Source organism: Pseudomonadota bacterium, from assembly GCA_039024915.1.
GTDB lineage: Bacteria > Pseudomonadota > Alphaproteobacteria > Rhizobiales > MH13 > MH13.
The window spans coordinates 101,899-122,949 of the sequence record JBCCPK010000003.1 but is presented as its reverse complement, the minus strand read 5'-3'; the positions used below and the strand labels follow the sequence as shown (position 1 = coordinate 122,949).

General features: G+C 60.0%; 18 protein-coding genes and 3 tRNA genes. 17 read left to right on the top strand and 4 right to left on the bottom strand.

Features of this window, described 5'->3' with window-relative positions; translation table 11 throughout:
- Nucleotides 1-538 precede the first annotated feature (538 nt).
- The 6 genes from AAF739_06810 to AAF739_06785 all read left to right on the top strand — a co-directional run bounded on the left by AAF739_06810 (nt 539) and on the right by AAF739_06785 (nt 7,139).
- Nucleotides 539-1,756: an LL-diaminopimelate aminotransferase gene (locus tag AAF739_06810; protein ID MEM6382365.1), complete on the top strand. Its 1,218-nt coding sequence runs from the start codon at nt 539-541 to the stop codon at nt 1,754-1,756.
- A 52-nt stretch (nt 1,757-1,808) separates the two neighbouring features.
- Complete coding sequence (locus AAF739_06805; protein MEM6382364.1) at nt 1,809-3,125, top strand: homoserine dehydrogenase; 1,317 nt, start codon at nt 1,809-1,811, stop codon at nt 3,123-3,125.
- 59 nt (nt 3,126-3,184) lie between these two features.
- Nucleotides 3,185-4,183 carry a class II fructose-bisphosphatase gene (gene glpX / locus AAF739_06800; protein ID MEM6382363.1) on the top strand — a complete coding sequence of 333 codons (999 nt, stop codon included), beginning with the start codon at nt 3,185-3,187 and terminating at the stop codon, nt 4,181-4,183.
- Nucleotides 4,161-5,981: a single-stranded-DNA-specific exonuclease RecJ gene (recJ, locus tag AAF739_06795; protein MEM6382362.1), complete on the top strand. Its 1,821-nt coding sequence runs from the start codon at nt 4,161-4,163 to the stop codon at nt 5,979-5,981. The genes glpX and recJ overlap by 23 nt, the downstream gene beginning before the upstream one ends.
- A gap of 48 nt (nt 5,982-6,029) precedes the next feature.
- A complete protein-coding gene (locus AAF739_06790) occupies nt 6,030-6,632 on the top strand; it encodes a pyridoxamine 5'-phosphate oxidase family protein (GenBank protein ID MEM6382361.1) in 603 nt (200 codons plus the stop codon).
- An 84-nt stretch (nt 6,633-6,716) separates the two neighbouring features.
- Nucleotides 6,717-7,139 (top strand): Rrf2 family transcriptional regulator, encoded by a 423-nt coding sequence (locus tag AAF739_06785; protein MEM6382360.1) that lies wholly within the window; start codon nt 6,717-6,719, stop codon nt 7,137-7,139.
- Between the two features lie 44 nt (nt 7,140-7,183).
- Here the strand turns inward: AAF739_06785 and AAF739_06780 are convergent.
- Nucleotides 7,184-7,259 (bottom strand) — tRNA-Glu (locus AAF739_06780).
- 150 nt (nt 7,260-7,409) lie between these two features.
- Between AAF739_06780 and AAF739_06775 the strand changes: the two genes are divergently transcribed.
- The 8 genes from AAF739_06775 (at nt 7,410) to AAF739_06740 (ending at nt 14,866) form a co-directional block, all read left to right on the top strand.
- Nucleotides 7,410-8,180 carry a Sir2 family NAD-dependent protein deacetylase gene (locus AAF739_06775; GenBank protein MEM6382359.1) on the top strand — a complete coding sequence of 257 codons (771 nt, stop codon included), beginning with the start codon at nt 7,410-7,412 and terminating at the stop codon, nt 8,178-8,180.
- Nucleotides 8,181-8,393: 213 nt separating this feature from the next.
- On the top strand, nt 8,394-8,987 hold the full coding sequence (locus tag AAF739_06770) for a cold-shock protein (protein MEM6382358.1): 594 nt from the start codon (nt 8,394-8,396) through the stop codon (nt 8,985-8,987).
- Nucleotides 8,988-9,125: 138 nt separating this feature from the next.
- Nucleotides 9,126-9,590, top strand: a complete 465-nt coding sequence (locus AAF739_06765; GenBank protein MEM6382357.1) for a DUF192 domain-containing protein — start codon at nt 9,126-9,128, stop codon at nt 9,588-9,590.
- A 142-nt stretch (nt 9,591-9,732) separates the two neighbouring features.
- On the top strand, nt 9,733-11,385 hold the full coding sequence (locus tag AAF739_06760) for a hypothetical protein (protein MEM6382356.1): 1,653 nt from the start codon (nt 9,733-9,735) through the stop codon (nt 11,383-11,385).
- Between the two features lie 224 nt (nt 11,386-11,609).
- Nucleotides 11,610-11,686: transfer RNA gene (locus AAF739_06755), tRNA-Pro, on the top strand.
- Between the two features lie 77 nt (nt 11,687-11,763).
- A complete protein-coding gene (locus tag AAF739_06750) occupies nt 11,764-12,069 on the top strand; it encodes an ETC complex I subunit (protein MEM6382355.1) in 306 nt (101 codons plus the stop codon).
- 59 nt (nt 12,070-12,128) lie between these two features.
- Nucleotides 12,129-12,205, top strand: a tRNA-Arg gene (locus AAF739_06745).
- Nucleotides 12,206-12,247: 42 nt separating this feature from the next.
- Entirely contained in the window at nt 12,248-14,866 is a 2,619-nt protein-coding gene (locus AAF739_06740) for a phospholipid carrier-dependent glycosyltransferase (protein ID MEM6382354.1), read from the top strand.
- A 3-nt stretch (nt 14,867-14,869) separates the two neighbouring features.
- Here the strand turns inward: AAF739_06740 and metC are convergent, their stop codons facing one another.
- Nucleotides 14,870-16,081: a cystathionine beta-lyase gene (gene metC, locus AAF739_06735; protein ID MEM6382353.1), complete on the bottom strand. Its 1,212-nt coding sequence runs from the start codon at nt 16,079-16,081 to the stop codon at nt 14,870-14,872.
- A 177-nt stretch (nt 16,082-16,258) separates the two neighbouring features.
- On the opposite strand from metC, the gene AAF739_06730 reads away from it, so the two are divergent.
- Nucleotides 16,259-17,341, top strand: a complete 1,083-nt coding sequence (locus tag AAF739_06730; GenBank protein ID MEM6382352.1) for an amino acid ABC transporter substrate-binding protein — start codon at nt 16,259-16,261, stop codon at nt 17,339-17,341.
- Between the two features lie 41 nt (nt 17,342-17,382).
- On the opposite strand, the gene sseA is transcribed toward AAF739_06730, so the two are convergent.
- Together sseA and AAF739_06720 are read right to left on the bottom strand one after the other, a co-directional pair.
- The gene (sseA, locus tag AAF739_06725; GenBank protein MEM6382351.1) at nt 17,383-18,252 is read right to left on the bottom strand and encodes a 3-mercaptopyruvate sulfurtransferase; all 870 of its coding nucleotides are present in this window, start codon (nt 18,250-18,252) and stop codon (nt 17,383-17,385) included.
- Between the two features lie 24 nt (nt 18,253-18,276).
- The gene (locus tag AAF739_06720) at nt 18,277-19,014 is read right to left on the bottom strand and encodes an alanyl-tRNA editing protein (GenBank protein ID MEM6382350.1); all 738 of its coding nucleotides are present in this window, start codon (nt 19,012-19,014) and stop codon (nt 18,277-18,279) included.
- 439 nt (nt 19,015-19,453) lie between these two features.
- On the opposite strand from AAF739_06720, the gene AAF739_06715 reads away from it, so the two are divergent.
- Both AAF739_06715 and AAF739_06710 read left to right on the top strand, forming a co-directional pair.
- Nucleotides 19,454-20,131: a ChrR family anti-sigma-E factor gene (locus AAF739_06715; protein MEM6382349.1), complete on the top strand. Its 678-nt coding sequence runs from the start codon at nt 19,454-19,456 to the stop codon at nt 20,129-20,131.
- Between the two features lie 108 nt (nt 20,132-20,239).
- Entirely contained in the window at nt 20,240-21,037 is a 798-nt protein-coding gene (locus AAF739_06710) for an SDR family NAD(P)-dependent oxidoreductase (protein ID MEM6382348.1), read from the top strand.
- Nucleotides 21,038-21,051 lie beyond the last annotated feature (14 nt).

The window sequence follows — 21,051 nt, the reverse complement described above, 5'->3', positions numbered from 1 at the left end:
GTTGGGCTTGCCCCGGCGGGCAGCGCGAGCTGCCGCGGCTGCCTTGGCGCGGATTTCCGCATTGACCGAGGCAGACTTAGGAGCATTGGTCCTTGGCGGCGCTTTTCCGCTATGGGTTTTGCGCGCGCTAGCGCCTTTCTTCCCGGGGGAGGTGTCACCCGTTTCCGCCATAAGTCCGCTTCCTTCCCTCAGTCGGACCACACTGCCCGACATTCTGTTCACATTTCAGCGCTTCATGGTCGCTGTTTTACGTTTGATTCATTATGCCCCTGCAGCCTTATCCACCACAAGGCTCCGTTGGGATGCATTGCGCAGGGAATTTAAGCGTCCTTATGCGCATTGCGGCCTTAGGGGCTTTGTGAGAAACATTTGCAACAACGGACTTGATGCATCGCAAAAATGCCATGGATGTGTTGCTCGTCGGCTTCTCGCTAGGCAAATGCCTCGCTGGGGATCGTGACGCGACGGCCAACTTGGTTCTTGCGCTTGTCGAGTTCCCCTAACAGAACTTACGACTATGCCTGAGAAGGTTGCTGCCATGAACGAATTTCATCACGTGCGCCGCCTGCCTCCCTACGTGTTTGAGCAGGTCAACCAGATCAAGGCAAAGATGCGCGCGCAAGGCGCGGATATCGTCGATCTTGGTATGGGCAATCCCGACCTACCAACGCCGGAGCATATCAACGCTAAGCTGATCGAGACCGTCGGCAAGCCACGGACCAATCGCTATTCGGCATCGCGCGGCATAACAGGCCTTCGCAAGGCGCAGGCTGCGTATTATCAGCGCCGGTTCGGTGTGAAGCTCAACCCGAACACCGAAGTCGTCGCGACGCTCGGCTCGAAAGAGGGTTTCGCCAACATGGCGCAGGCTATTTCGGCCCCCGGCGACGTGATCTTGGTACCAAATCCGAGCTATCCGATTCATGCCTTCGGCTTTTTGATGGCCGGCGCATCGGTTCGGTCGGTTCCCTGTGAGCCAGGCCCGGAGTTTTTCCATGCGCTTGAGCGTGCAGTTCGCCATTCGATACCGCGCCCGCTTGCACTGGTGTTGTGCTATCCCTCCAATCCGACAGCGCACATCGCCAGCCTTGATTTTTACCGTGACGTGGTATCCTTCGCCCGCCAGCATGAGTTGATTGTGCTCTCCGATCTTGCCTACTCTGAGGTCTATTTCGACGATAATCCGCCGCCTTCAATCCTGCAGGTCGCCGGTGCAAAGGACGTTGCGGTCGAATTCACCTCTATGTCGAAGACCTATTCGATGGCTGGCTGGCGTATGGGCTTCGCGGTGGGTAATGAGCGCCTGATTGCAGCGCTTGCACGTGTCAAATCCTACCTTGACTACGGCGCATTCACGCCCATTCAGGTTGCGGCAAGCGCCGCGCTCAACGGCCCGCAAGACTGTGTGGACGATATGCGCGCGACCTATAAGGGGCGGCGCGATGTCCTTGTTGAGAGCTTTGGTCGGGCCGGCTGGGAAATACCCGCTCCGGCGGCGTCCATGTTTGCTTGGGCGCCCATACCGGAAAAGTTCCGCCATCTTGGCAGTCTGGAGTTCTCCAAGTTGCTTATCGAGAAGGCCGACGTGGCCGTCGCACCAGGTGTTGGTTTTGGTGAGCATGGGGACGAATATGTCCGCATCGCGCTTGTCGAAAACAAGGATCGCATCCGCCAGGCGGCCCGCAATCTGCGCCGCTTCCTTGAAACGGCCGATGAGAGCTTGCATAACGTCGTCAACCTGAGCGCCCACCGCTGATTTCCGGCTTGCGGGCGAAAAGGTCATCGCCTTTTCGTCTGGACCTGCGACCATGAGCATTCCCCCATCCGAGAGCCCTTTGAAGGTCGGTGTTGCCGGCCTTGGTACAGTCGGCAGCGCATTGGCGCGGCTGCTTCTGAGCCGCGGCAGCGACTTGCAGGCTGAGGGTGCTCGGCCCCTTGTGATCTCAGCCGTCAGCGCCCGCAATCGCGACGCCGACCGCGGCTTTGACCAGAGCGGGCTTACATTTTACGGCGATGCGACTGAGCTTGCCGGTGCCACCGACGTTGATGTCGTTGTCGAGTTGATCGGAGGCGAAGATGGACCGGCCAAAGCACTGGTGGAGGCGGCGCTTCAAGCTGGAAAACCGGTGGTTACGGCCAACAAAGCCCTGCTGGCTGCGCATGGATTGGCGCTCGCCGATCTTGCGGAGCGAAACGGCACACCCCTTCTCTACGAAGCTGCGGTTGCTGGCGGCATCCCGGCTATCCGCGTTCTGCGCGATGCGGTTCCGGGTCAGAAGGTCACCCGCGTTTCCGGCATCCTCAACGGGACCTGCAACTACATTCTCACCCGCATGGAACGCGAGGGCGCGGCCTTCGATGCGGTCCTCGCCGATGCACAGGCTCTCGGATACGCCGAAGCCGACCCGACCTTTGACATCGACGGCTTCGATACGGCCCATAAACTCGCTCTTCTGACCAGCCTTGCTTTCGGTACCGAGGTGGAGGCTAACGATCTTTACATCGAAGGTATCCGCGCGATCACGCCCGAAGACATGCAGGCCGCCAAGGAACTGGGTTACCGGATCAAGCTTCTTGGGGTCGCGCAGGCGACCGATAGCGGCATTGAACAGCGGGTCCATCCTACCATGCTGCCCGCCGATAGTTCGCTGGCGCAGGTGCACGGTGTTCTCAATGCGGTCGCGATCGACACCGACCTGCTCGGAGAGATTGTCCTGTCTGGACCCGGCGCTGGCGGAGACGCCACTGCGGCCTCGGTCCTCGCAGATTTGCAGGACCTTGCCCGCGGCCTTGCGCCCAATCCACTTCGGCTTCCGCGCGCTGCGCTGAAACCCTATCAAAAGGCGCGCATGCGCTCACATGAGGGTGGGTATTACATTCGCCTATCGGTTGAAGATCGCCCGGGCGCGTTCGCTGCGATCGCCAATCGGATGGCTGAGCACAGCATTTCGCTGCAGTCGATCGTCCAGCGCCGCAGGCCAACGGACGAGGCTGCGTACACGCATCAACCTGTGATCATAATCACCCATGAGACCATGGAGCAGGCTGTTCGCGAGGCGATGGCGTCGATCGTCAAGGATGGTCATGTTAACGCAACCCCACAGATCATACGCATTGAGCGGTGAGAGCGTGATCGGGCCATGGTAAGAGCGGGCACCGTTTCTCAAGCAAAGGCCTGCCCCCCATGACCGACTCGATCATCACCCCCGGCGAACTCGTTCTCGAGCGCATCCTAACGCTTGAGCTGGTCCGGGTGACTGAGCGTGCGGCGGTCTCGGCGGCGCGTTGGCGCGGCAGGGGCAACGAAACCGAAGCCGATCAGGCTGCAGTGGACGCCATGCGGCGCGAGCTGAACAAGCTTCCAATTGTCGGTGAGATCGTCATCGGGGAAGGTGAGCGCGACGAAGCGCCCATGCTTTATATCGGCGAAAAGGTTGGCTCGGGCGACGGTCCGGAAGTTGATATCGCGCTCGATCCGCTTGAGTGCACAACGGTTTGCGCGAAAAACTTGCCCAACTCCCTCGCGGTGGTTGCGCTTGCCGAAAAAGGCAGCCTGCTCAACGCTCCAGACGTTTATATGGACAAGATCGCAATCGGTCCGGGTTATCCTGACGGCTTGGTCAGTCTGGAAAAGAGCCCGACGGAGAACATCAAGGCGGTTGCCGATGCCAAAGGCGTCCCGATCTCCGAGGTGTCAACCTGCGTGCTTGATAGGCCACGCCACGCGGCACTCATTGCGGAAGTTCGCCAGCTGGGTGCATCCCTCCGGCTGATTCCCGATGGCGATATCGCTGGTATCATCCATTGCACCGATCCGCTTGAGACAGGAATTGACCTCTATCTGGGAATCGGCGGCGCTCCGGAGGGTGTGCTGGCTGCAGCTGCGCTTCGCTGTGTTGGCGGACAGATGGAGGGCCGCCTCATTCTCGATACCAAAGACAAGCGTGATCGGGCCCTTCGGATGGGAGTCACAGACCCAACAAAGATCTATAAGGTCGACGAGCTAGCCGGTGGCGACGTGATTTTCTCCGCCACGGGCGTGACCGAAGGCAATCTGCTCAATGGGGTTCACTTCGGTAATGGGGTCATCACCACCGAAACAGTGTGCATGCGCTCCTCGACGAAAACGGTAAGGTGGATCAAGGGCAAGCATACGCTGCTTGAGAAGTTCCATCTCGACTGATCTGGCCACGCCGAGCGCTTGCCCCGATGCCAGTAGGGCAGTCCTAGGCGTTGATCGTTCGATATCGGGCCAACTTTGGTCCCGCAGACTGGAGCCCGACGATCCTCGGCCGCTGGCGATTCAGCAGGCGACAGATGCTCATCCACAGGTCGCGCGCATCTTGGCAGGCCGTGACGTCCGTCCCGACGAAGCGGCGGCGGCGCTGAACCCAAGCCTGCGTGCCTTGATGCCCGATCCATCAAGTTTGCGCGGGATGGACGACGCTGCGGAGATGCTCGCAGATTGCGTGGAGGCTGGCGCAACAATCGGTCTGTTCGGTGACTACGACGTGGATGGTGCAGCATCCTGCGCCATCCTCGGCAGATGGCTGCACGCTTTGGGATGCGATGTCCATATCCATATTCCGGATCGGATAACCGAAGGCTATGGCCCCAATGCTCCGGCCATTGAAGCGCTAGCGGCTCATGGCATCGACCTGTTGATCACATTGGACTGCGGCGCGACCAGCCATGAGGCACTGGCCCATGCGAAAGGGATCGGTCTTTCTGTCCTTGTCCTTGACCATCATCAGATGCGTGATCTCGGCCCGCCCGTGGACGCGCTTGTCAATCCAAACCGTCCGGATGATGTTTCCGGCTTGGGCCATCTGTGCGCTGCGGGCGTGACGTTCATGGCCCTTGTCGCCGCCAATCGCTCCCTCCGAGCCCGGCAGCGATCGGACTTGCCGGACCTGCTGGGCCTTCTCGATTGTGTCGGCCTGGCCACCGTTGCCGATGTCGTTCCGCTTATCGGGCTTAATCGGGCCTTCGTCGTTCAAGGGCTGAAGATGGCCCGAAAGGCCAACAATCCTGGTCTTTCGGCACTTGTCACGCGTGCCAATCTGCAAACGGCGCTGCAAGCTTTCCATTTCGGCTATGTCTTGGGACCGCGAATCAACGCCGGTGGCCGGATAGGAGATGCGGCAATGGGCGCCCGTCTGCTCGCGACGGACGATCTGGAGGAAGCGGCTTCGATCGCGGATGAGTTGACCACATTGAACGCGCAGCGCCAGGCGCTCGAAGCTGAAGCAGTTGATGCAGCGATCGCCATGATCGAATCCAACGAAGCGGACGCGCCCGTTCTGTTTGTTCGCGACGAGACATGGCATCCGGGCGTCGCAGGTCTGATTGCCGCACGCCTGAAAGAGCGCTTTCACAAGCCCAGCGTCGCCTTCACGCGCTCGTCGCCCAATCAATGGACGGGCTCCGCCCGTTCCGTTCCGGGTGTGGATATCGGCGCTGCGGTGCACGCCGCATTGGAGGCCGGGCAGATAGTCAAGGGCGGTGGACACGCTATGGCGGCCGGCCTGACACTTGCCGACGATGATTGGGAAGACGCGACGCGTTTCCTCACGGAGACCATGCAAGGCGCTGCACAAGAGCATCTGGCGGTACGCACGCTGAGCATCGATGCGGTTTTGACGGCAACGGGCGCGTCTATGGAGCTGGTGGCCGCGCTCGAAGGTATAGAGCCGTTTGGCCAAGGCTTTCCGGAGCCTATTTTCGCATTCGCAAGTCACGTCGTACGCAAAGCATCACCGGTTGGCACCAATCACGTCAAAGCGACACTGGCCGACGGAGCAGGTGGAATAGTCGACGCTATCGCGTTCCGTGCCGTCGGGACACAGCTGGGCGACGCGCTCCTGCAGGCGCGTGACGGTGCGCCCCTTCACATCGCTGCAACGGTTTCTCGCAACAGTTGGCAAGGCCGAGACACGCCCCAACTGCGGGTCGTCGATGCCGCACTGCCTCATCGCTAGTGCAGATTGGGGTTGACGGTCAGCGTTGCCCGGCACACCTCAGATGGCATGTCCGAACAACCACTTCCCAGCTACTACAACTCGCTCGAAGCCTCGCTTGAGCACGCTTTGGGCTTGCTGTCGCGCGGGGTGAAAGATCGCCGCTCTGCGTTTCACACCTTGACCGTTGCCACGGCCAACGCCGATGGCTCCATTGAGCAGCGTACTGTCGTCAATCGGGGCTTCGATCGTACGAATCGAACCCTCCGTTTCCACACCGATACCCGCGCACCGAAACTCGCCCAGTTGCGAGATAACCCCCGCGCGAGTGTTCATATCTATGATGCCCGTGCGAAGATTCAGGTTCGGCTTGCGGCTGTTGCGCGTGTTCACTTGGATACCGAGCTGCATCAGACGGCGTGGGACGCGACGCGCCCGTTTTCACGGGAGTGCTATCGGGTCGTCGCGACACCGGGGACCAAGGTGCCATCGCCTGAAGACCTGGCCTTTCTGGCAGCAGACGATCCAGATGCTGGCAAAAACCACTTCGCAGCAGTGACCCTCCAAATCCACTCGCTTGAATGGCTTTATCTCGCCCATCAGGGCCACCGCCGAGCCAAGTTTGCCTGGGACAAGGAAGGGCAGCTGTCTTCCAGTTGGCTGGTTCCGTAGAGCCAGCCAAAGGCATAGAGGTCGCGGCACTTGGTTTCTGCCGTCTGAGCGATTACCTTGGGACCCTAATCGGGAGACAGGCCCATGCGGCTATCAAAGCAAACATCGTACGCAATAAGGATATTGATTGACTGCGCCCAAGCCATGCCAGAAGCGGTTCGTTCCAGCGAAATCGCCCAGCGTCAGAAGATCAGTGAGTACAACATTCAAAAGCTTGTCGCGCAGCTTGCTGGCGAAGGCATACTACACACCGCGCGCGGTCGCGGCGGCGGTATCAAACTTGCCATGGACCCGAGCGAGATCAATCTTGGGTCGGTTCTGCGCATTACGGAACCAACGCGGATTGTGGTTGACTGTTTCGGTGAGCCGGTCGATTGCGTTGTTCGGCAGGTGACCCCCGTCAATCGTATTTTTGCTGCGGCCTATGACGGTTTCGTCGAAGTCCTCGATCGTTACACGCTTGAGGACCTGATGCGCGGCCAGCAGCCCATGCAGATGACAGCTTGAGCTGCCATCAAATCTGCTGTTCGTACGCTAAAAGGACGGAGAATTGGCACGCCCAACGGGACTCGAACCCGTGTTTCCGCCGTGAAAGGGCGGCGTCCTAGACCACTAGACGATGGGCGCGCAGCGCACTGCGCAAGGCGGCCTTATAGGCAAGCTGGAAAGCGTGTTCAAGCCGATCACTGACAAAAACAGGGCACCCGCTCTGGGCAAATGCGCACGGATGCTTTTTTCGTTGGATCTTTGTGTTGAGCGGCGGCGAGCCCAAAATCGATGACCGAGCAACCGGGCCAAAAGGCAAGCGTTGAGAAACTTGCCGACCTGATCGCGTCAACGGACCTGATCACCGTCTTTTCCGGTGCAGGCATGTCAACCGAGTCGGGTATTCCAGACTATCGCAGTCCGGATGGAATTTGGTCGCGGATGCAGCCGATCACCTATCAGCAGTTCGTTTCAGACGAAGCAGCGCGTCTTGAGGATTGGCGTCGGCGCTTCATCATGAATGACGACTTCGCGATCGCCCAACCGAATCAGGGCTACGGGTGCATCGACACCTTGTACAAGCGTGGACAGCTGCACGGGATCATCACGCAGAACATTGACGGGTTGCACAAACGTGGTCGGGTGTCGGGCGAGCGCATCGTCGAGCTGCATGGCAACGCAACGTTCGGACGGTGCCTTGAGTGCTCGCGCGCTATGGAGCTTGAAGCGGTCCGGGGGGTTATCGAGCGCACCGGTGCCTGTCCCCGATGCGAATCATGCGGAGGGCTGGTCAAAGTAGCCGTGATCTCTTTCGGCCAAAACCTTGACCCAGCCGCCTTGCAGCGCGCGGCGCAGTGGTCTGCCGATTGCGAGCTTTTCCTTGTTCTGGGCTCATCATTAGTTGTCGAGCCCGCCGCCAGCCTTCCCCGGCTAGCGGCCAGTCAAGGTGCGACCTTGGCAATCATAAATCGAGAGCACACCCCCCTCGACAACCTCGCTGCCTGCATTGTCCGCGGCTCAATCGGCTCCGCTTTCACCCAAGCCGTCTCAATGGCGAGCTGAGCCTAGCGAGAGGCGAAGCAAATACGTCACGGTCCACGAAAATGTGTGCCTTTGCGACCACATCGGATAGGTAAAGATATGGTTAAGGGGCTTGCCCCGCCAGAAGCGCGAGGGGCATTCTTGCCATAAGAATCAGTTGGTGTAGCGCTGTGCGGCGCGCGCCAACGGTGGCGATTGTGGCAGCGGCGGACTGCGCAGGTTAGGTGGGTAAGCATGACGGGAAAACCACCCTTGGACCCCAAGCTTCTTGAAGAGCTTGGCGAAGAGGTAGGGCGTGATGATCCCAATCTCGATGTTTTCGAGGTGGCAGGGCATATCAAGTGGTTTGATGTGGGCAAGGGCTTCGGCTTCATCGTGCCCGATGATGGCGCGCGTGATATTCTGCTGCACGTTACCTGCTTGCGCCGCGATGGCTATCAGACTGCCTATGAAGGTGCGCGGATTGTTTGCGAAGTACTCGACCGTCCGCGTGGACTACAGGCGCTTCGAATCATTTCCATGGATGAGTCGACCGCCATCCACCCTTCTCAACTGCCGCCCTCGCGGACCCATGTAAATGTTACGCCGACCTCAGGCCTCGAGCGGGCGACCGTCAAATGGTTTAATCGCATTCGCGGTTTTGGCTTCCTGACCCAGGGCGAGGGGTCCGAGGACATCTTTGTTCACATGGAAACTCTGCGCCGCTTCGGCCTAACGGAGCTGCGCCCCGGCCAGGAAGTCATGGTCCGGTACGGCGATGGGCCGAAGGGCAAGATGGCAGCAGAGGTTCGGCCCGTTACCGGCACCGCGATCCCCGCATCCCATTAGATGTATGCCTCACGGAGTGCGCGCTGTTTATTTTTCAGCGTGCTTACCCCTCGCTGGCGGCTACCAAGCGGCGCTTGTCGTGTGCGCCAGCCGATCTATGATGACCGAATGGTAAGCAGAGCGGCCCGAGCGCGCAACATGAGCGCAATAGGCAACAAAGTTGTCGCGACAAGCGCCGTTTTTGTCGCGACAAGTCTGTTCTTGCTCGCGTCAGCCCTGGCGTTTGAGCAATCCAGTCTCGTTGTCGAGACCAAAACCGGCGAACATACGTTCCAGATTGAGATCGCCCGCACCGCGCAGGAGCAGGCGTTGGGACTGATGCATCGCCGCTCGCTCCCCGATAACTACGCGATGCTCTTTCCATTTGCCCAAGCGCGTGAAGCTTCATTCTGGATGCAGGATACGTTCGTTTCGCTCGACATGGTCTTCATCGCCGAAGACGGGATCGTTCACCGCATCGAGCGCGATACCGAGCCACTCTCGAGGCGCAGCGTCCCGTCGCGCGGGCCGGTCATAGCGGTGCTGGAATTTGTTGCCGGCACAGCCGACCGCATCGGGCTTGAGCCGGGCGATCGCGTCATCCATGCCGACCTGCAACGCTGACACGGTCGATGCCCCCGGATCGGGGAATACCCGACGCTCTTTCCCCGCCCTTAGCAACAACCCTCAAATAGCCACTTCGGTTCAGCCAGCCCCTCCGGTGCCAGGTTTGAGCCGCCGTCAATGGCTCGCAGGGGGTTTGAGCATGCTGTCTTTGGGGTTGGGTTTAGGGCTGCCGCATCTTGGCGGCGCAGCGCTCGCGGGCGGTTTCGACTTCCATGTCGACTCGGTGACTGGCTCAGACAGCAACGATGGCAGCATGGCAACGCCGCTTGCCAGTCTGGCTCAAGCGCTTTCCCTCAGCTCAAACGGCCAATCCATAGGGATCGCAGCGGGCTCGGCCATCAATGAAGGCAACCTCGATTTTCGTGCGCTTGATGGTATCCGCCTTGAAGGTTACGGCGACTTCGCGAGCCATGGGCTGCCCCTCATCTGTGCCGAGACCGTCGTGACATCTTGGCAGACGAGCGCTGAGCGCGGCGACAGCCACACCAGCGTCTACAGTTTTGACGGGACGATTGAGGCGGCCCCCGATAGCGGCAGCAACCGCCTCGTTCCGTTTATGGGGGAAGACGGTACGGTTCCCACTTGGGTTGAAAGTGTTGCGGCGGTGCAGGCAACGCCCGGCACCTACCATGTACAGGATGGTGCGGGCGCGAACGGTGAGCTGCCACCGGGTACCTATACGTTTTACGTTCACCCGCTTGACGGTAGCGACCCGCGCACCAACGGCAAGACCTACAGCTACACCCATGCAAGCGGCCCGGCGTTCGGTGACGATGCGACACTGAGATATTTGGAGTTTGGCCGTCAGCTCCATCGCAACGGCATCCGCGCAGGGTTCAACTTTCTGGCCACCAACATTGTGCTCAACCAAACCCACCCAGTGCACTCCCTGCTTGCCGCGAGCGGTTTGATGGAAGGCGTGTGCTGCATTCAGGACTTCGTTGATACACGCGAAAGCGCAATCGCATTGGAATTCTACACGCCTAGCGGCAGCGGCCAGACGGGAACGTTCCGGCGCTGCCATTTCCGCGGTGTTTCGGGTAGCTCCCAGTCCATGGCTGCCATCGGTGGACACACAGCGGACGTCAGCGACCTGTACGACCGCATCACGATCGAAGACTGCTCGATCTTTGCGGGCGATCTTGGTGGCGGTTCGTGGGCTGATGATGTGGTGGTGGAGCGATGCAAGATCGAAGAAGGCGAAATCCTGATAGGATCGCACGCCACATCAACGGTCCGCGATAACTGGTGCATCGGCGCGACCGGCGGACAGGCTCATTTCGTGCGGTATCTGAGCGAAGGAACCAACCTTTTTGAGGGCAACCGAACCTACGGGAACTTCACGGTAGGCGCGGTACGAGAGGCCGGCGATGCAACCACAATGCGCCGGAACGTGATCGTCCGTGCCGACAACACAAGTAACCATTATGTCGTTTCCCCTGGTGGAACATTGGTTTCGTTCGGCAATATCTTTGACGATAGCGGGTTCTGGTGGAACCGGACGTACAATGTGAGCGCCCTGGCCGCAGGCACAGACAACAATGTGTTTGCCAATTCGCCCAGAGCGCAGATTAACGGCACGGTTATAGCGCTGTTGCCCGACCTCCAGACGACAACCGCACAAGAGGCCAATTCCGTTCAAACTGACCCGCAGCTTGCAGATCCAGCGAACGGCAATTTCACGGCACACGCCTCCGGATTGCCAGCCAACTCGGGACTTGAGCGGTTCCCGACATACGCCGCCACCCCTGCCGACCTGGCATCGGTGCGAAGTCACGTGATCAACAGCTGACAAGCGGCGACGAGACTTCCGTCCCCCCGTCCAACACAATGACGGCGTCGTTGCATTCAAACCACGCTAACGCGGCTCTCCAGTCAGGCCCCAAAACAGCTGCCAAAGCTTGAGAAAGCCATTTTCATCCCCTGATATCAGTGCTATCTGGCCGTCCATTCGGGGATCGTTCAGCCTTCGCACATAGTGTGAGGCCGTCGAACGGTCGGAAACAGACATGGTCTCGGGGTATAGCGCAGCCTGGTAGCGCACCTGCTTTGGGAGCAGGGGGTCGCAGGTTCAAATCCTGCTGCCCCGACCAATCTGTAAAAACGATCGGTTCGTATCGAGGCTGATCGCTAGCCGCGAGAAAGCCGCTGGTGCGTGGGAGGTTCAACGATGGTTGCGCGGATCTATCGTCCGGCCAAAACGGCCATGCAGTCTGGTTTAGGCAAGACGAAATCCTGGGTTCTCGAGTTTAGCCGTGATGAGCCGCGCAGTGTCGAGCCGCTGATGGGTTGGACGTCATCCTCCGACATGAAAGCTCAGATCAAGCTGCAATTTGATAGCAAGGAAGATGCAATCGCGTACGCGGAGCGAAATGGGCTTGCCTTCCGCGTTGATGCGCCAAAAGAACGGGTTCGCAGACGCGTCGCTTACGCAGACAATTTCAAGTATGATCGTCGGACCCCCTGGACACACTGAACAACTGTGTCGCCTCCAAACCGCAAGCCCCCTTTTCCCCGACCATCTCTTCGCGTATTGGCCTCGTAGCTCAGCTGGATAGAGCACCGGACTTCTAATCCGACGGTCGCAGGTTCGAATCCTGCCGAGGTCGCCAATCCAAGCCGCGGCGCGGCACTGCAAAGAGGCGCTTTGCGTCATGGTTTCCCCTCCCGACGATTCCGACGATGCGGATGGTGCATCATCTGACGACGGCGATAGCTCGGGACAGAAAAAACCCAAACGTCGGGCTGGTACTGGCACGCGTAAGCGCACAGGCACCGCCACGCGCAAACCAGCGGCGGCGCGCAAGCGTTCGTCTACAGCCTCTTCCCGGACGCCTCGACAAAGCGATAGGTCAGCACCGAACCAGGCTGAAAGCGCGGCAGCGGGTGCAGGGGAGGCATCCGCGAACGCAACCCCAGACGAGGCCAAGGGCGCTGGCGACAAGGCCAAACCCAGTCGGCGCAAGCCCGCGCGCCGCAGCACGACGGCCAAATCGACCACCGCTAAACGCAGATCATCCCGCGCGGCGACGCCTGCATCGGGAAGCGATTCCACAGCGTCAGAGGACGCAGCAGCCGCAGCTGAGGGTAGCGCCGAGGGCATCGAGGCTACGGCAGCCAAAAGAAGCCGCTCCACCACGTCGCGAACCGGGGCCGGTACAAAGCCCGCCAGACGCAAGCGCGCGAAGGCAGGGACTGGCACCACGACGGCCAGAAAAACGTCCACCAGAAAGGCCACCGCACCGCGCAGGCGTGCTTCAGCAAGTGCAAAGTCTACCGCAGAGCAGGCTAGCGAAGACGATGGCAGCTCGTCACAGACCGGGCTGAGCATACCCGCAGCTGTTCGCGCGGGTTTGTGGGCGCCAGCAGAAGGTGACGCTGCCGATCTGTTCGACGTCCCAGCTGATGATCATGATGAAAGCGAGGCTGGTGGCGAAGACGGGCGAGCCGCCGCCTTAGCAACATCACTGCGCGAAAGCTCTGCGGCAGGTGCAGCGCGCATGCGCGATGGTGTTGGGCATCTGCGGACACAGGTCCAAGCCCAACGGCAAAGGATCGGTGAGCGCCTTGGATGGCTGGATCGGCCGGCCGCATGGTTGACCGCCGCTTTCGATGGGTTGGCCCGCGTGCGTCTGGTGGCCGTGCTGTGCGTTGCGCTGATCGCTACCGCGGCGTTCGTGCCGGGTGTTGCGACAATCCCCCCGATCGATCGCGACGAATCGCGCTACGCGCAGGCCAGCCGCCAAATGGTGGCTACCGGCGATTTCGTCGACATACGCTTTCAGGACAGGGCGCGGTACGACAAGCCAATCGGGATCTATTGGTTGCAGTCGGCAGCGCTTATCATAAGCGGTGCGGATGTTGAGGGTGACGCGCCGCCCGTTTGGATTTACCGAACGGTATCGTTGGTCGCAGCCGGTCTGGCGGCCCTACTGGTGTATTGGCTGGCGCTGAGCTTTGGCCCGCCGCCGCTCGCCTTTGCGGCGGCAATTTTGTTTTCATGCACGATCCTGGTTGCGGCAGAGGCACGTCTCGCCAAAACGGATGCCGTCCTTTTGGCGCTTACGGTCATCGCTCAGGCAATCCTTGCCCGTGCCTTTATCAGCAAGCGCGACAGCGCGGTCCGTTTTTATCATGCGGCGATCTTCTGGACTGCGATGGCCGCCGGTTTGCTCGTCAAAGGGCCGGTGATGCCGGCCATCGTCCTGGCAACCGGTGCTTTCGCGAGCCTTGCCGATCGACGCCTTTTATGGGTGCGCCGCTTGCGGCCCGGCTACGGCATCTTGTGGATGGCGCTTCTGGCGGTGCCATGGTTTGTGGCGATCTCGCTGACATCAGGCGGCAGCTTCTTCGATGTGGCGGTGGGACGGGAGCTTGCAGCAGCCTTTGAAGGCGAGCCGGGCGATCCCTCGCTTTTTCCGGGTCTCATAACCTTCGTGTCACTGCCGACCCTGGGATGGCCTATTGGGCCACTTGCCTTGCTGGCAGTTCCGTTTGCACTGCGTACCTGGAAAGATCGCGGCACCAAATTTCTCATCGCCTGGATTGTGCCCGCGCTTGTCATGTTGGAGCTGACCGCGCTGAAGCTGCCGCACTATGCGCTGCCACTTTATCCGGCACTGGCGGTGCTCGCGGCGCGCATGGTGGCGTTTGAAAAACTGCCTGCGGGGTTCTGGGCAGGCCTCGTTAAGCTGGTGATCTTTGCCGTTCCGGTTGCCCTTGCGATTGCGATGCCGCTTTTGCTGACCGAGTGGGGCGATGGTATCGCGCCCAGCGGCGCGGCGTTCGGGGCCGCGGTCATCTTGCTGGCTCTTATCGCATGGGGCTTTCTTCTGCATCGTCATGCCCGCGCCGCAAGCCTTTGCATCGTGGCCTGTGCACTGTGCCTGTTTGCCGGATCGTTCGCGGGGCATCTGCCCAGCGCAAGGACGTTATGGATCACGCCGCAATTGGCGGGCGCGCTAGATGCCGTGGTTTGCGCAGATCCTGAATTGGCGACGCTGGGCTACCGTGAGCCGAGCCTTGTTTTGATGACCCGCACCGATCTCATTTTGGAGACCGAGCCGGAGGGCGTGGCCGCGTTTCTTGCGGGCGAGGGGTGTCGTGCTGCCTTTGTGACCCAGCCTGAGGCCGATGCGGTTCGGCGGGCGCTGGCAGAAGAGGGTGCTGCAGTGCGGGCTGTGGCACGCGTCGAAGGTATCGTCCTCAACGGCTGGGACGCGGTGACGATTGATGTTCTCACCAACGATGCGGCAGCCGCGCAGCTGCGCTAGTCTTCAGTTCGCCACCGGCAGGCCTGCTGCTTGCGCTGCGCGCGCTATGTCGGCCTTTAGGTCCGCCACGTCCTCAAGCCCGATCTGCAGCCGCACCACCGGGCCACCCGACCAGCCCTGAACCGTCCGGCAGTGGTCCAGTTGCGCCTGAACCGCCAGGCTCTCATAGCCTCCCCAAGAGTAGCCAAGCCCAAACAGCGACAACGCATTGAGCATGGCCCGACCCTGCTCACGCGTGCCGCGTAAAGCAAACCCGAACAACCCACTGCCGCGCCCGTTGAACAGGTCCATAAACAGGGTGTGCCCCGGATCAGACGGCAGCGCGGGATGCATCACGCGCTCCACGAAAGGCTGTTCGTCGAGCCATTGCGCCATCTCCAGCGCCGAGCGTTCATGCTGTTCAAGGCGTACACGCAAGGTGCGCATGCCCCGCAAGGTGAGAAATATCTCTTCTGTTCCCGCCTGCAGCCCCATGAACTGGTGCGTCTCGCGCAGCGCTGGCCAAAGGCGTTTGGATGCCGAGACCGATCCAATCAGAAGATCCGAATGACCACCATAATATTTGGTACCCGCCTGGATCGAGAAATCGAAGCCCTCGGCAATGGGCTTGTAGATCAGCGGTGTCGCCCAGGTGTTGTCGATCATTGTTATGGCGTCGGCGCTCTTTGCAGCGCTCACAAACGCACGCAAATCGGGCATTTCAAACGTGTTGGAGCCGGGAGCCTCGGTGAAAAGAATGGTTTCCCCACCCTCTTTCATCAGCGCGCCGATGCCTCCGCCAATGAGCGGATCATAGTAGAGCGTTTCGACCCCGAGCCGTGCAAGCGTGCCGTCGCAGAAACGCCGCGTCGGCCAGTAGACATTGTCTGGGACCAGGATGCGCATGCCCGGCTTCGCCACCGCCAGAATGGGCAGAGTGACGGCTGCCAGCCCTGATGGCACCAAGACCGTACCGGCAGACAGCTCCAACGCGTCGATTGCCTGCGTCAGCGCTTCAGTCGTCGGCGTACCCGTCAGCCCGTACGTGTAGCGGACATCGCGCGGGTTCTCCATTGCCTCCACACTTGGAAACAGCACTGTCGATGCCCGCACCACAGGTGGGTTCACAAAACCATGGAATCGGTGGGAATCGCGACCAAGGTGCGATAGCTGCGTGTCGATAGCAGTGTCTGATAGATCGGGCGCTGGCGGGCCCGTTCGGGAGGAGTGTGTCACGCGTCGAAAGCCTTCAGTTCACCGCTTTGCGGCCCTCATTTCGCCTAGCGCATGCGGAAGCTTTGGGAAAGTTCTTCGTGCTATGGTGCGTCAAACCGGACGTCACGGCTCGAGCGAACAGCCTTGTGGCGCCATTGAAAACCCGAAGACCAGCCAACGTGAACATTGAACCGGTAGATGACCCAACAGACAGTCGTTCCCCAAGGACTTGCCCATCCGCGCCAAACAGCCAAAACGGGGCTCATTGCCCTGTGCGTTTTCGGTCTTGCAATGACGATGGCTGCGCCGGCTGCTCTGGCGAATGAAGGGACGTCAACGCTCGATGACGTGCTGGCGCGTGGCTTCCTTCAGTGCGGGGTGTCGCAAGGTCAGCCAGGCTTTTCCAGCATCGATGAGGCGGGCGAATGGCGCGGATTCGATGTTGATTACTGCCGCGCCATTGCGGCGGCTGTGCTGGGGGATGCCCAGGCGGTCGAGTTTACACCGCTGGCCGCCCAGGCCCGTTTTGACGCGCTCATCGAAGGTGAGATCGATGTTCTGTCCCGCAACTCGACGTGGACGATGGCGCGCGAGGCCGGACTTGGTATCAGCTTTATCGGTGTCAACTATTTCGACGGTCAGGCCTTCATGGTGCCTCAGTCCCTGGGGCTGACCTCCGCGCTCGAACTGGCGGATGCTAAAATCTGCGTCAACGCTGGCACGACTACTGTGCTCAATGTGACAGACTTCTTCGCATCGCACTCAATCGACATTGAGCTCGTCACATTTGAGAATGTCGCAGATGTTGTGTCGGCCTACGATGCGGGCGCTTGCGATGCGTACGCCCATGATACATCCGGGCTGTATGCCCAGCGGCTCAACCTCGCAGACCCATCGGCGCATATCGTCCTGCCCGAAGTCATCTCGAAAGAGCCGCTCAGCCCGGCCGTTCGCGACGATGACGTACGCTGGTTTGATGCCGCCCGATGGGTACTGTTCGCCATGATCAATGCCGAAGAACTGGGTCTGACCAGCCAGAACGTGGACAGTTTTCGCGATACAACATCGCCTGCGATTGCGCGGCTCGTCGGAGGCGCCGGCAACTTCGGCGAGTTTCTTGGGCTTCGCACAGACTGGGCCTACCAGGTGATCGCGCAAGTCGGCAATTATGGCGAAGTGTTCGATCGGACGATCGGCGAAGACTCGCCTTTGGGTATCGGTCGCGGCCTAAACGCGCTCTGGTCTGATGGGGGTATTCTTTATGCCCCGCCGATCCGTTGACCTATTGTGTTACGGCCGGTTCGACAGGCACCCTGGCGGGGTTACGACGTCTGCGGACCCTTGCCGATAGGCAGGTCGGGGTCTGCGCCCCATTCCGCCCAGGACCCATCATAAATACGCACATCCTGTGCTCCGGCCAGGGAAAGGGCCAGCCCGAGCGTTACGGCTGAGACACCGGAACCGCAGCTTGTGATGATCGGCTGGTCGGTATCGATCTTGGCATCCTTGAATAGGCTCTCCAGGGCTTCGGTTGGAAGCATCCGGCCGTCTTGTTGGACGCCAGTGAAGGGCAGGGACTGCGAGCCAGCGATGTGTCCGGCGCGCAAGCCCGGTCTGGGCTCCGGTTCTGCGCCTTCGAAGCGCGCCCTTGGACGAGCGTCAATGATAGCCGCGTCATTGCCTTGCACCGCTTTGAGCACATCTGCCGAATGCGCGACCGACGAACTGTCGAATTGCGCAACGAAGTGCGACGGCTGGCGACGCACCGGTTGGTCGGATAGCGGGTAGCCAGCTTCGATCCATGCCGGCAAGCCGCCATCGAGCAAGTAGACACGTTTGGCACCGAACGAGCGTAGCATCCACCAGGCGCGCGGAGCGGAAAACAGGCCCAGACCGTCATAAACAACGAGCGTGTGGGCGTTAGAGAGACCAAGACGCCGCATGGCCGAAGCAAACGTGACCGGGTCCGGCATCATATGGGGCAGATCGGACTTTTGGTCCGAGATGGCGTCGAGATCGAAGAAGACCGCGCCGCCAATATGCCCTGCCTCATACTCCATACGCGCATCTCGCGGCTGACCCTCGCGCGTCATCGTCGGCAGGTACCAACTCGCGTCCACGGCGATCACATCGGGATGGTCTGCCCGCTCAAGGAGCCATTGTGGACTGACAAAGACGTCATCACGCTGCATAGGTTCCCCCTTCAGGCCTCGAAACTAAGCGTCGTCATCAAGCAGCTTGATGCGTACACGCCGGTTCTGGCGACCTTTGTTTTCGATTTTGCTCACGATGACCGTTCTGATTTCAGCGGTCGAGGCCACATGGGTGCCGCCGCAAGGCTGCAAATCGATATCGCCGATCTGAACAAGTCGCACCTTGCCCGAACCGCGCGGCGGCTGAACGCTCATTGTCTTCACAAGCCCAGGGTTAGCATCGAGCTCAGCGTCGCTGATCCAACGCTGCGTCACCGGGTGATCGGCATCGACAACAGCTTGAAGCTGTTCGCTGAGCGCTGTTTTATCGAGCGAAGCGTCGTCGATGTTGAAGTCGAGGCGACCCTCGCCATCCCCGATCTGCCCTCCGGTGACGGGGAATGGAAGGACGACTGACAGCAAGTGCAGTGCGGTGTGCACACGCATGTATGTGTAACGTTGGGGCCAGTCTATGTGGCCGACAATCTTCGTGCCGGTCGTCAAGGACGTCAATGCCGGTGGCAGCGCATCGTCATCCTGGCGGCAGACAAGCAGAGCGGTTTGGCGTTCCGGGCCATATCGGGTGGTGTACACCTCGATCATGGTGCCATCGGACAATTCCACAGTGCCACGATCGCCAGGCTGGCCACCCCCTTGCGGGTAGAAAATTGTTCGCGCCACCAGGACCCCATCGGCATGAGGCCCCGCGACCTGCGTTTCGGCGGTACGAAGATAGGGATCGGCGAGATATGCAGCGTCCAAATCGGCCCTCAAGCACGTAGGGGTTCATGACCCTGGGTGGAGCGCTGGCGTACGCCAGTGGGCCTGATCGATCAAGAGCGTGATAACGGATCAAGAAATGTCACGCGATGTCCGGGATGGTACGTTCTTTCCCTCGCGGCGAGAAACCGATTTGATTGCGCGCATTCGACGGCTGTTATCGTTGTGGTGTTCGTGGCACTTTGCTGCCGATGATGCGGACGCGAAACACGTTCACCAGATTCGCAATGAAAGGGTGATCCGCTTAGTTCCTGTTCCGTAAAGACCGGTACGTTGAGCTTATTCGAAACGGTTTGAATCATACGGATGGCTCTCCGTGATTTTGGTCAATCTTTGCCGCGAGGGTATTGGGCGACCATGGATATTTAGGCGCTGCTTCGCATTTGGCGCTTCGACTGACACTGAAATTGGATTGTATGCTTTGAACGTTCTTGCCACTCGCCAAGTTGACATGGTTTCGGGACTGCTAGCCGAGTATGCGATCGGGGCCCTTTCGCGCCCTGTAAGCGTCGCCGTTGAAGCCCATCTCGAGTTGACCGGAAAAAGTGACCGCTGGATCCGCACACTCGATCAGGTTGGCGATGCCTTGCGTGACGACGATATCGAGTACGGGCGCGGCTTGTCATCGATTGAACCGGTTGCGTTTGATGACGCTGACGCTGCCCTTTCAGACATCTTCGCGTCCATCGATGGTGCCGAAAATGGCGCGGCCTCTATTGAGGCGCACCGCTCGGTGTCTATTGAGATGTTCATCGGCATGTCAGTGGCTGATGTTCCGTGGAAGCGGGTGATGCCAGGCATTGCAGAGCATCGTCTGCCGGACGTTGATGGTGCTGAGGTCAGCTTGCTGCGTATCGATGGGGGCAAATCGGTGCCGGTCCATACGCACCATGGTTCGGAAATCACCGTTGTCCTGCAAGGTGGTTTTTCGGACGGCACCGGTCACTATGGCGTTGGCGACATTGCCTATGCTGATGATGCGGTGAACCACCGTCCTGTAGCGGACGAAGGCGAAGTTTGCATCTGCTTCGCGGTGGTGGACGCGCCTGTCGAATTGACTGGGCCCTTTGGCCGGTTCGTCAACGGATTACGCCGTTAGGTCGAACAAGACCTGCGGTTCGTCGCACTTTCTTTCCATCGGAACTGAACCCGAACGTCGGCCAGCGCGTAGCGTGTGCGGTGGATGTTGTCAGGAAGCTGTAGATTCATGGCGAAATTGGTTTGGGTTACTGGGGCGAGTTCGGGCTTGGGATATGCGTTGGCGCTTGAAATGGCACGGCGCGGCTATCGCCTTGCACTTACGGCCCGCAGTGAAGAGAAGCTCGCCGAACTCAAAGCCGAAATCGAAAGCGATACCTCTGGCTCAGAAGTCTATCTCGCGGCTGGCGATGTCAGCGACGCGCCTCGGATGGCGGCCATTGTCGGTGAGATGGAGCAGCATGGCGGGATCGATATCGCTGTCCTCAACGCCGGTATATACATCCCGGTGGATGGCACCGCACCACCGCTTGATGCGATCCACAAAACCTTCGATGTGAACCTCAAGGGAACTGCGAACTGCGTCGTCCCGCTTATTGAGGTGATGAAGCCCAGAAGGCGTGGGCAGATCACCATGGTTGCATCGGTCACGGGCTATGTCGGGCTGCCAACGTCGGCCGCCTACGGAGCGACCAAGGCAGGGATGATCAATTTCGCTGAAGGTTTGCGGTTCGATACCGACCGGCTGGGCATCACCGTCCAGGTCGTGAACCCCGGCTTCGTCGATACGCCCGCGACGGCTGATAATCCTTTCGAGATGCCCTTCCTGCTGCAGGTCGACGACGCCGCCCGGCGCATGGCGGACGGGATCGAAAGCAAGCGCTTTGAGATTACGTTCCCCAAGCGCTTTACATATCAATTGAAGCTGCTGCGTCTTTTGCCCTACGACGTGTCCCATTGGATCCTGTCACGAACCACCGGTTGGAAGGACAAGCCGCTCGAGGGTGGCAAGAGCAGCGATGGATGAACGGCAAGCCGGTG

Excerpts from the sequence above, each read along its gene's own strand:
- AAF739_06765 (MEM6382357.1), top strand. The coding sequence starts at position 9,126 with ATGAGCGCAATAGGCAACAAAGTTGTCGCGACAAGCGCCGTTTTTGTC.
- glpX (MEM6382363.1), top strand. The coding sequence starts at position 3,185 with ATGACCGACTCGATCATCACCCCCGGCGAACTCGTTCTCGAGCGCATC.
- AAF739_06785 (MEM6382360.1), top strand. The coding sequence starts at position 6,717 with ATGCGGCTATCAAAGCAAACATCGTACGCAATAAGGATATTGATTGAC.
- AAF739_06730 (MEM6382352.1), top strand. The coding sequence starts at position 16,259 with ATGACCCAACAGACAGTCGTTCCCCAAGGACTTGCCCATCCGCGCCAA.
- AAF739_06770 (MEM6382358.1), top strand. The coding sequence starts at position 8,394 with ATGACGGGAAAACCACCCTTGGACCCCAAGCTTCTTGAAGAGCTTGGC.
- AAF739_06810 (MEM6382365.1), top strand. The coding sequence starts at position 539 with ATGAACGAATTTCATCACGTGCGCCGCCTGCCTCCCTACGTGTTTGAG.
- AAF739_06760 (MEM6382356.1), top strand. The coding sequence starts at position 9,733 with ATGCTGTCTTTGGGGTTGGGTTTAGGGCTGCCGCATCTTGGCGGCGCA.
- AAF739_06805 (MEM6382364.1), top strand. The coding sequence starts at position 1,809 with ATGAGCATTCCCCCATCCGAGAGCCCTTTGAAGGTCGGTGTTGCCGGC.
- AAF739_06740 (MEM6382354.1), top strand. The coding sequence starts at position 12,248 with ATGGTTTCCCCTCCCGACGATTCCGACGATGCGGATGGTGCATCATCT.
- sseA (MEM6382351.1), bottom strand. The coding sequence starts at position 18,252 with ATGCAGCGTGATGACGTCTTTGTCAGTCCACAATGGCTCCTTGAGCGG.
- AAF739_06790 (MEM6382361.1), top strand. The coding sequence starts at position 6,030 with ATGTCCGAACAACCACTTCCCAGCTACTACAACTCGCTCGAAGCCTCG.
- AAF739_06750 (MEM6382355.1), top strand. The coding sequence starts at position 11,764 with ATGGTTGCGCGGATCTATCGTCCGGCCAAAACGGCCATGCAGTCTGGT.
- AAF739_06710 (MEM6382348.1), top strand. The coding sequence starts at position 20,240 with ATGGCGAAATTGGTTTGGGTTACTGGGGCGAGTTCGGGCTTGGGATAT.
- AAF739_06775 (MEM6382359.1), top strand. The coding sequence starts at position 7,410 with ATGACCGAGCAACCGGGCCAAAAGGCAAGCGTTGAGAAACTTGCCGAC.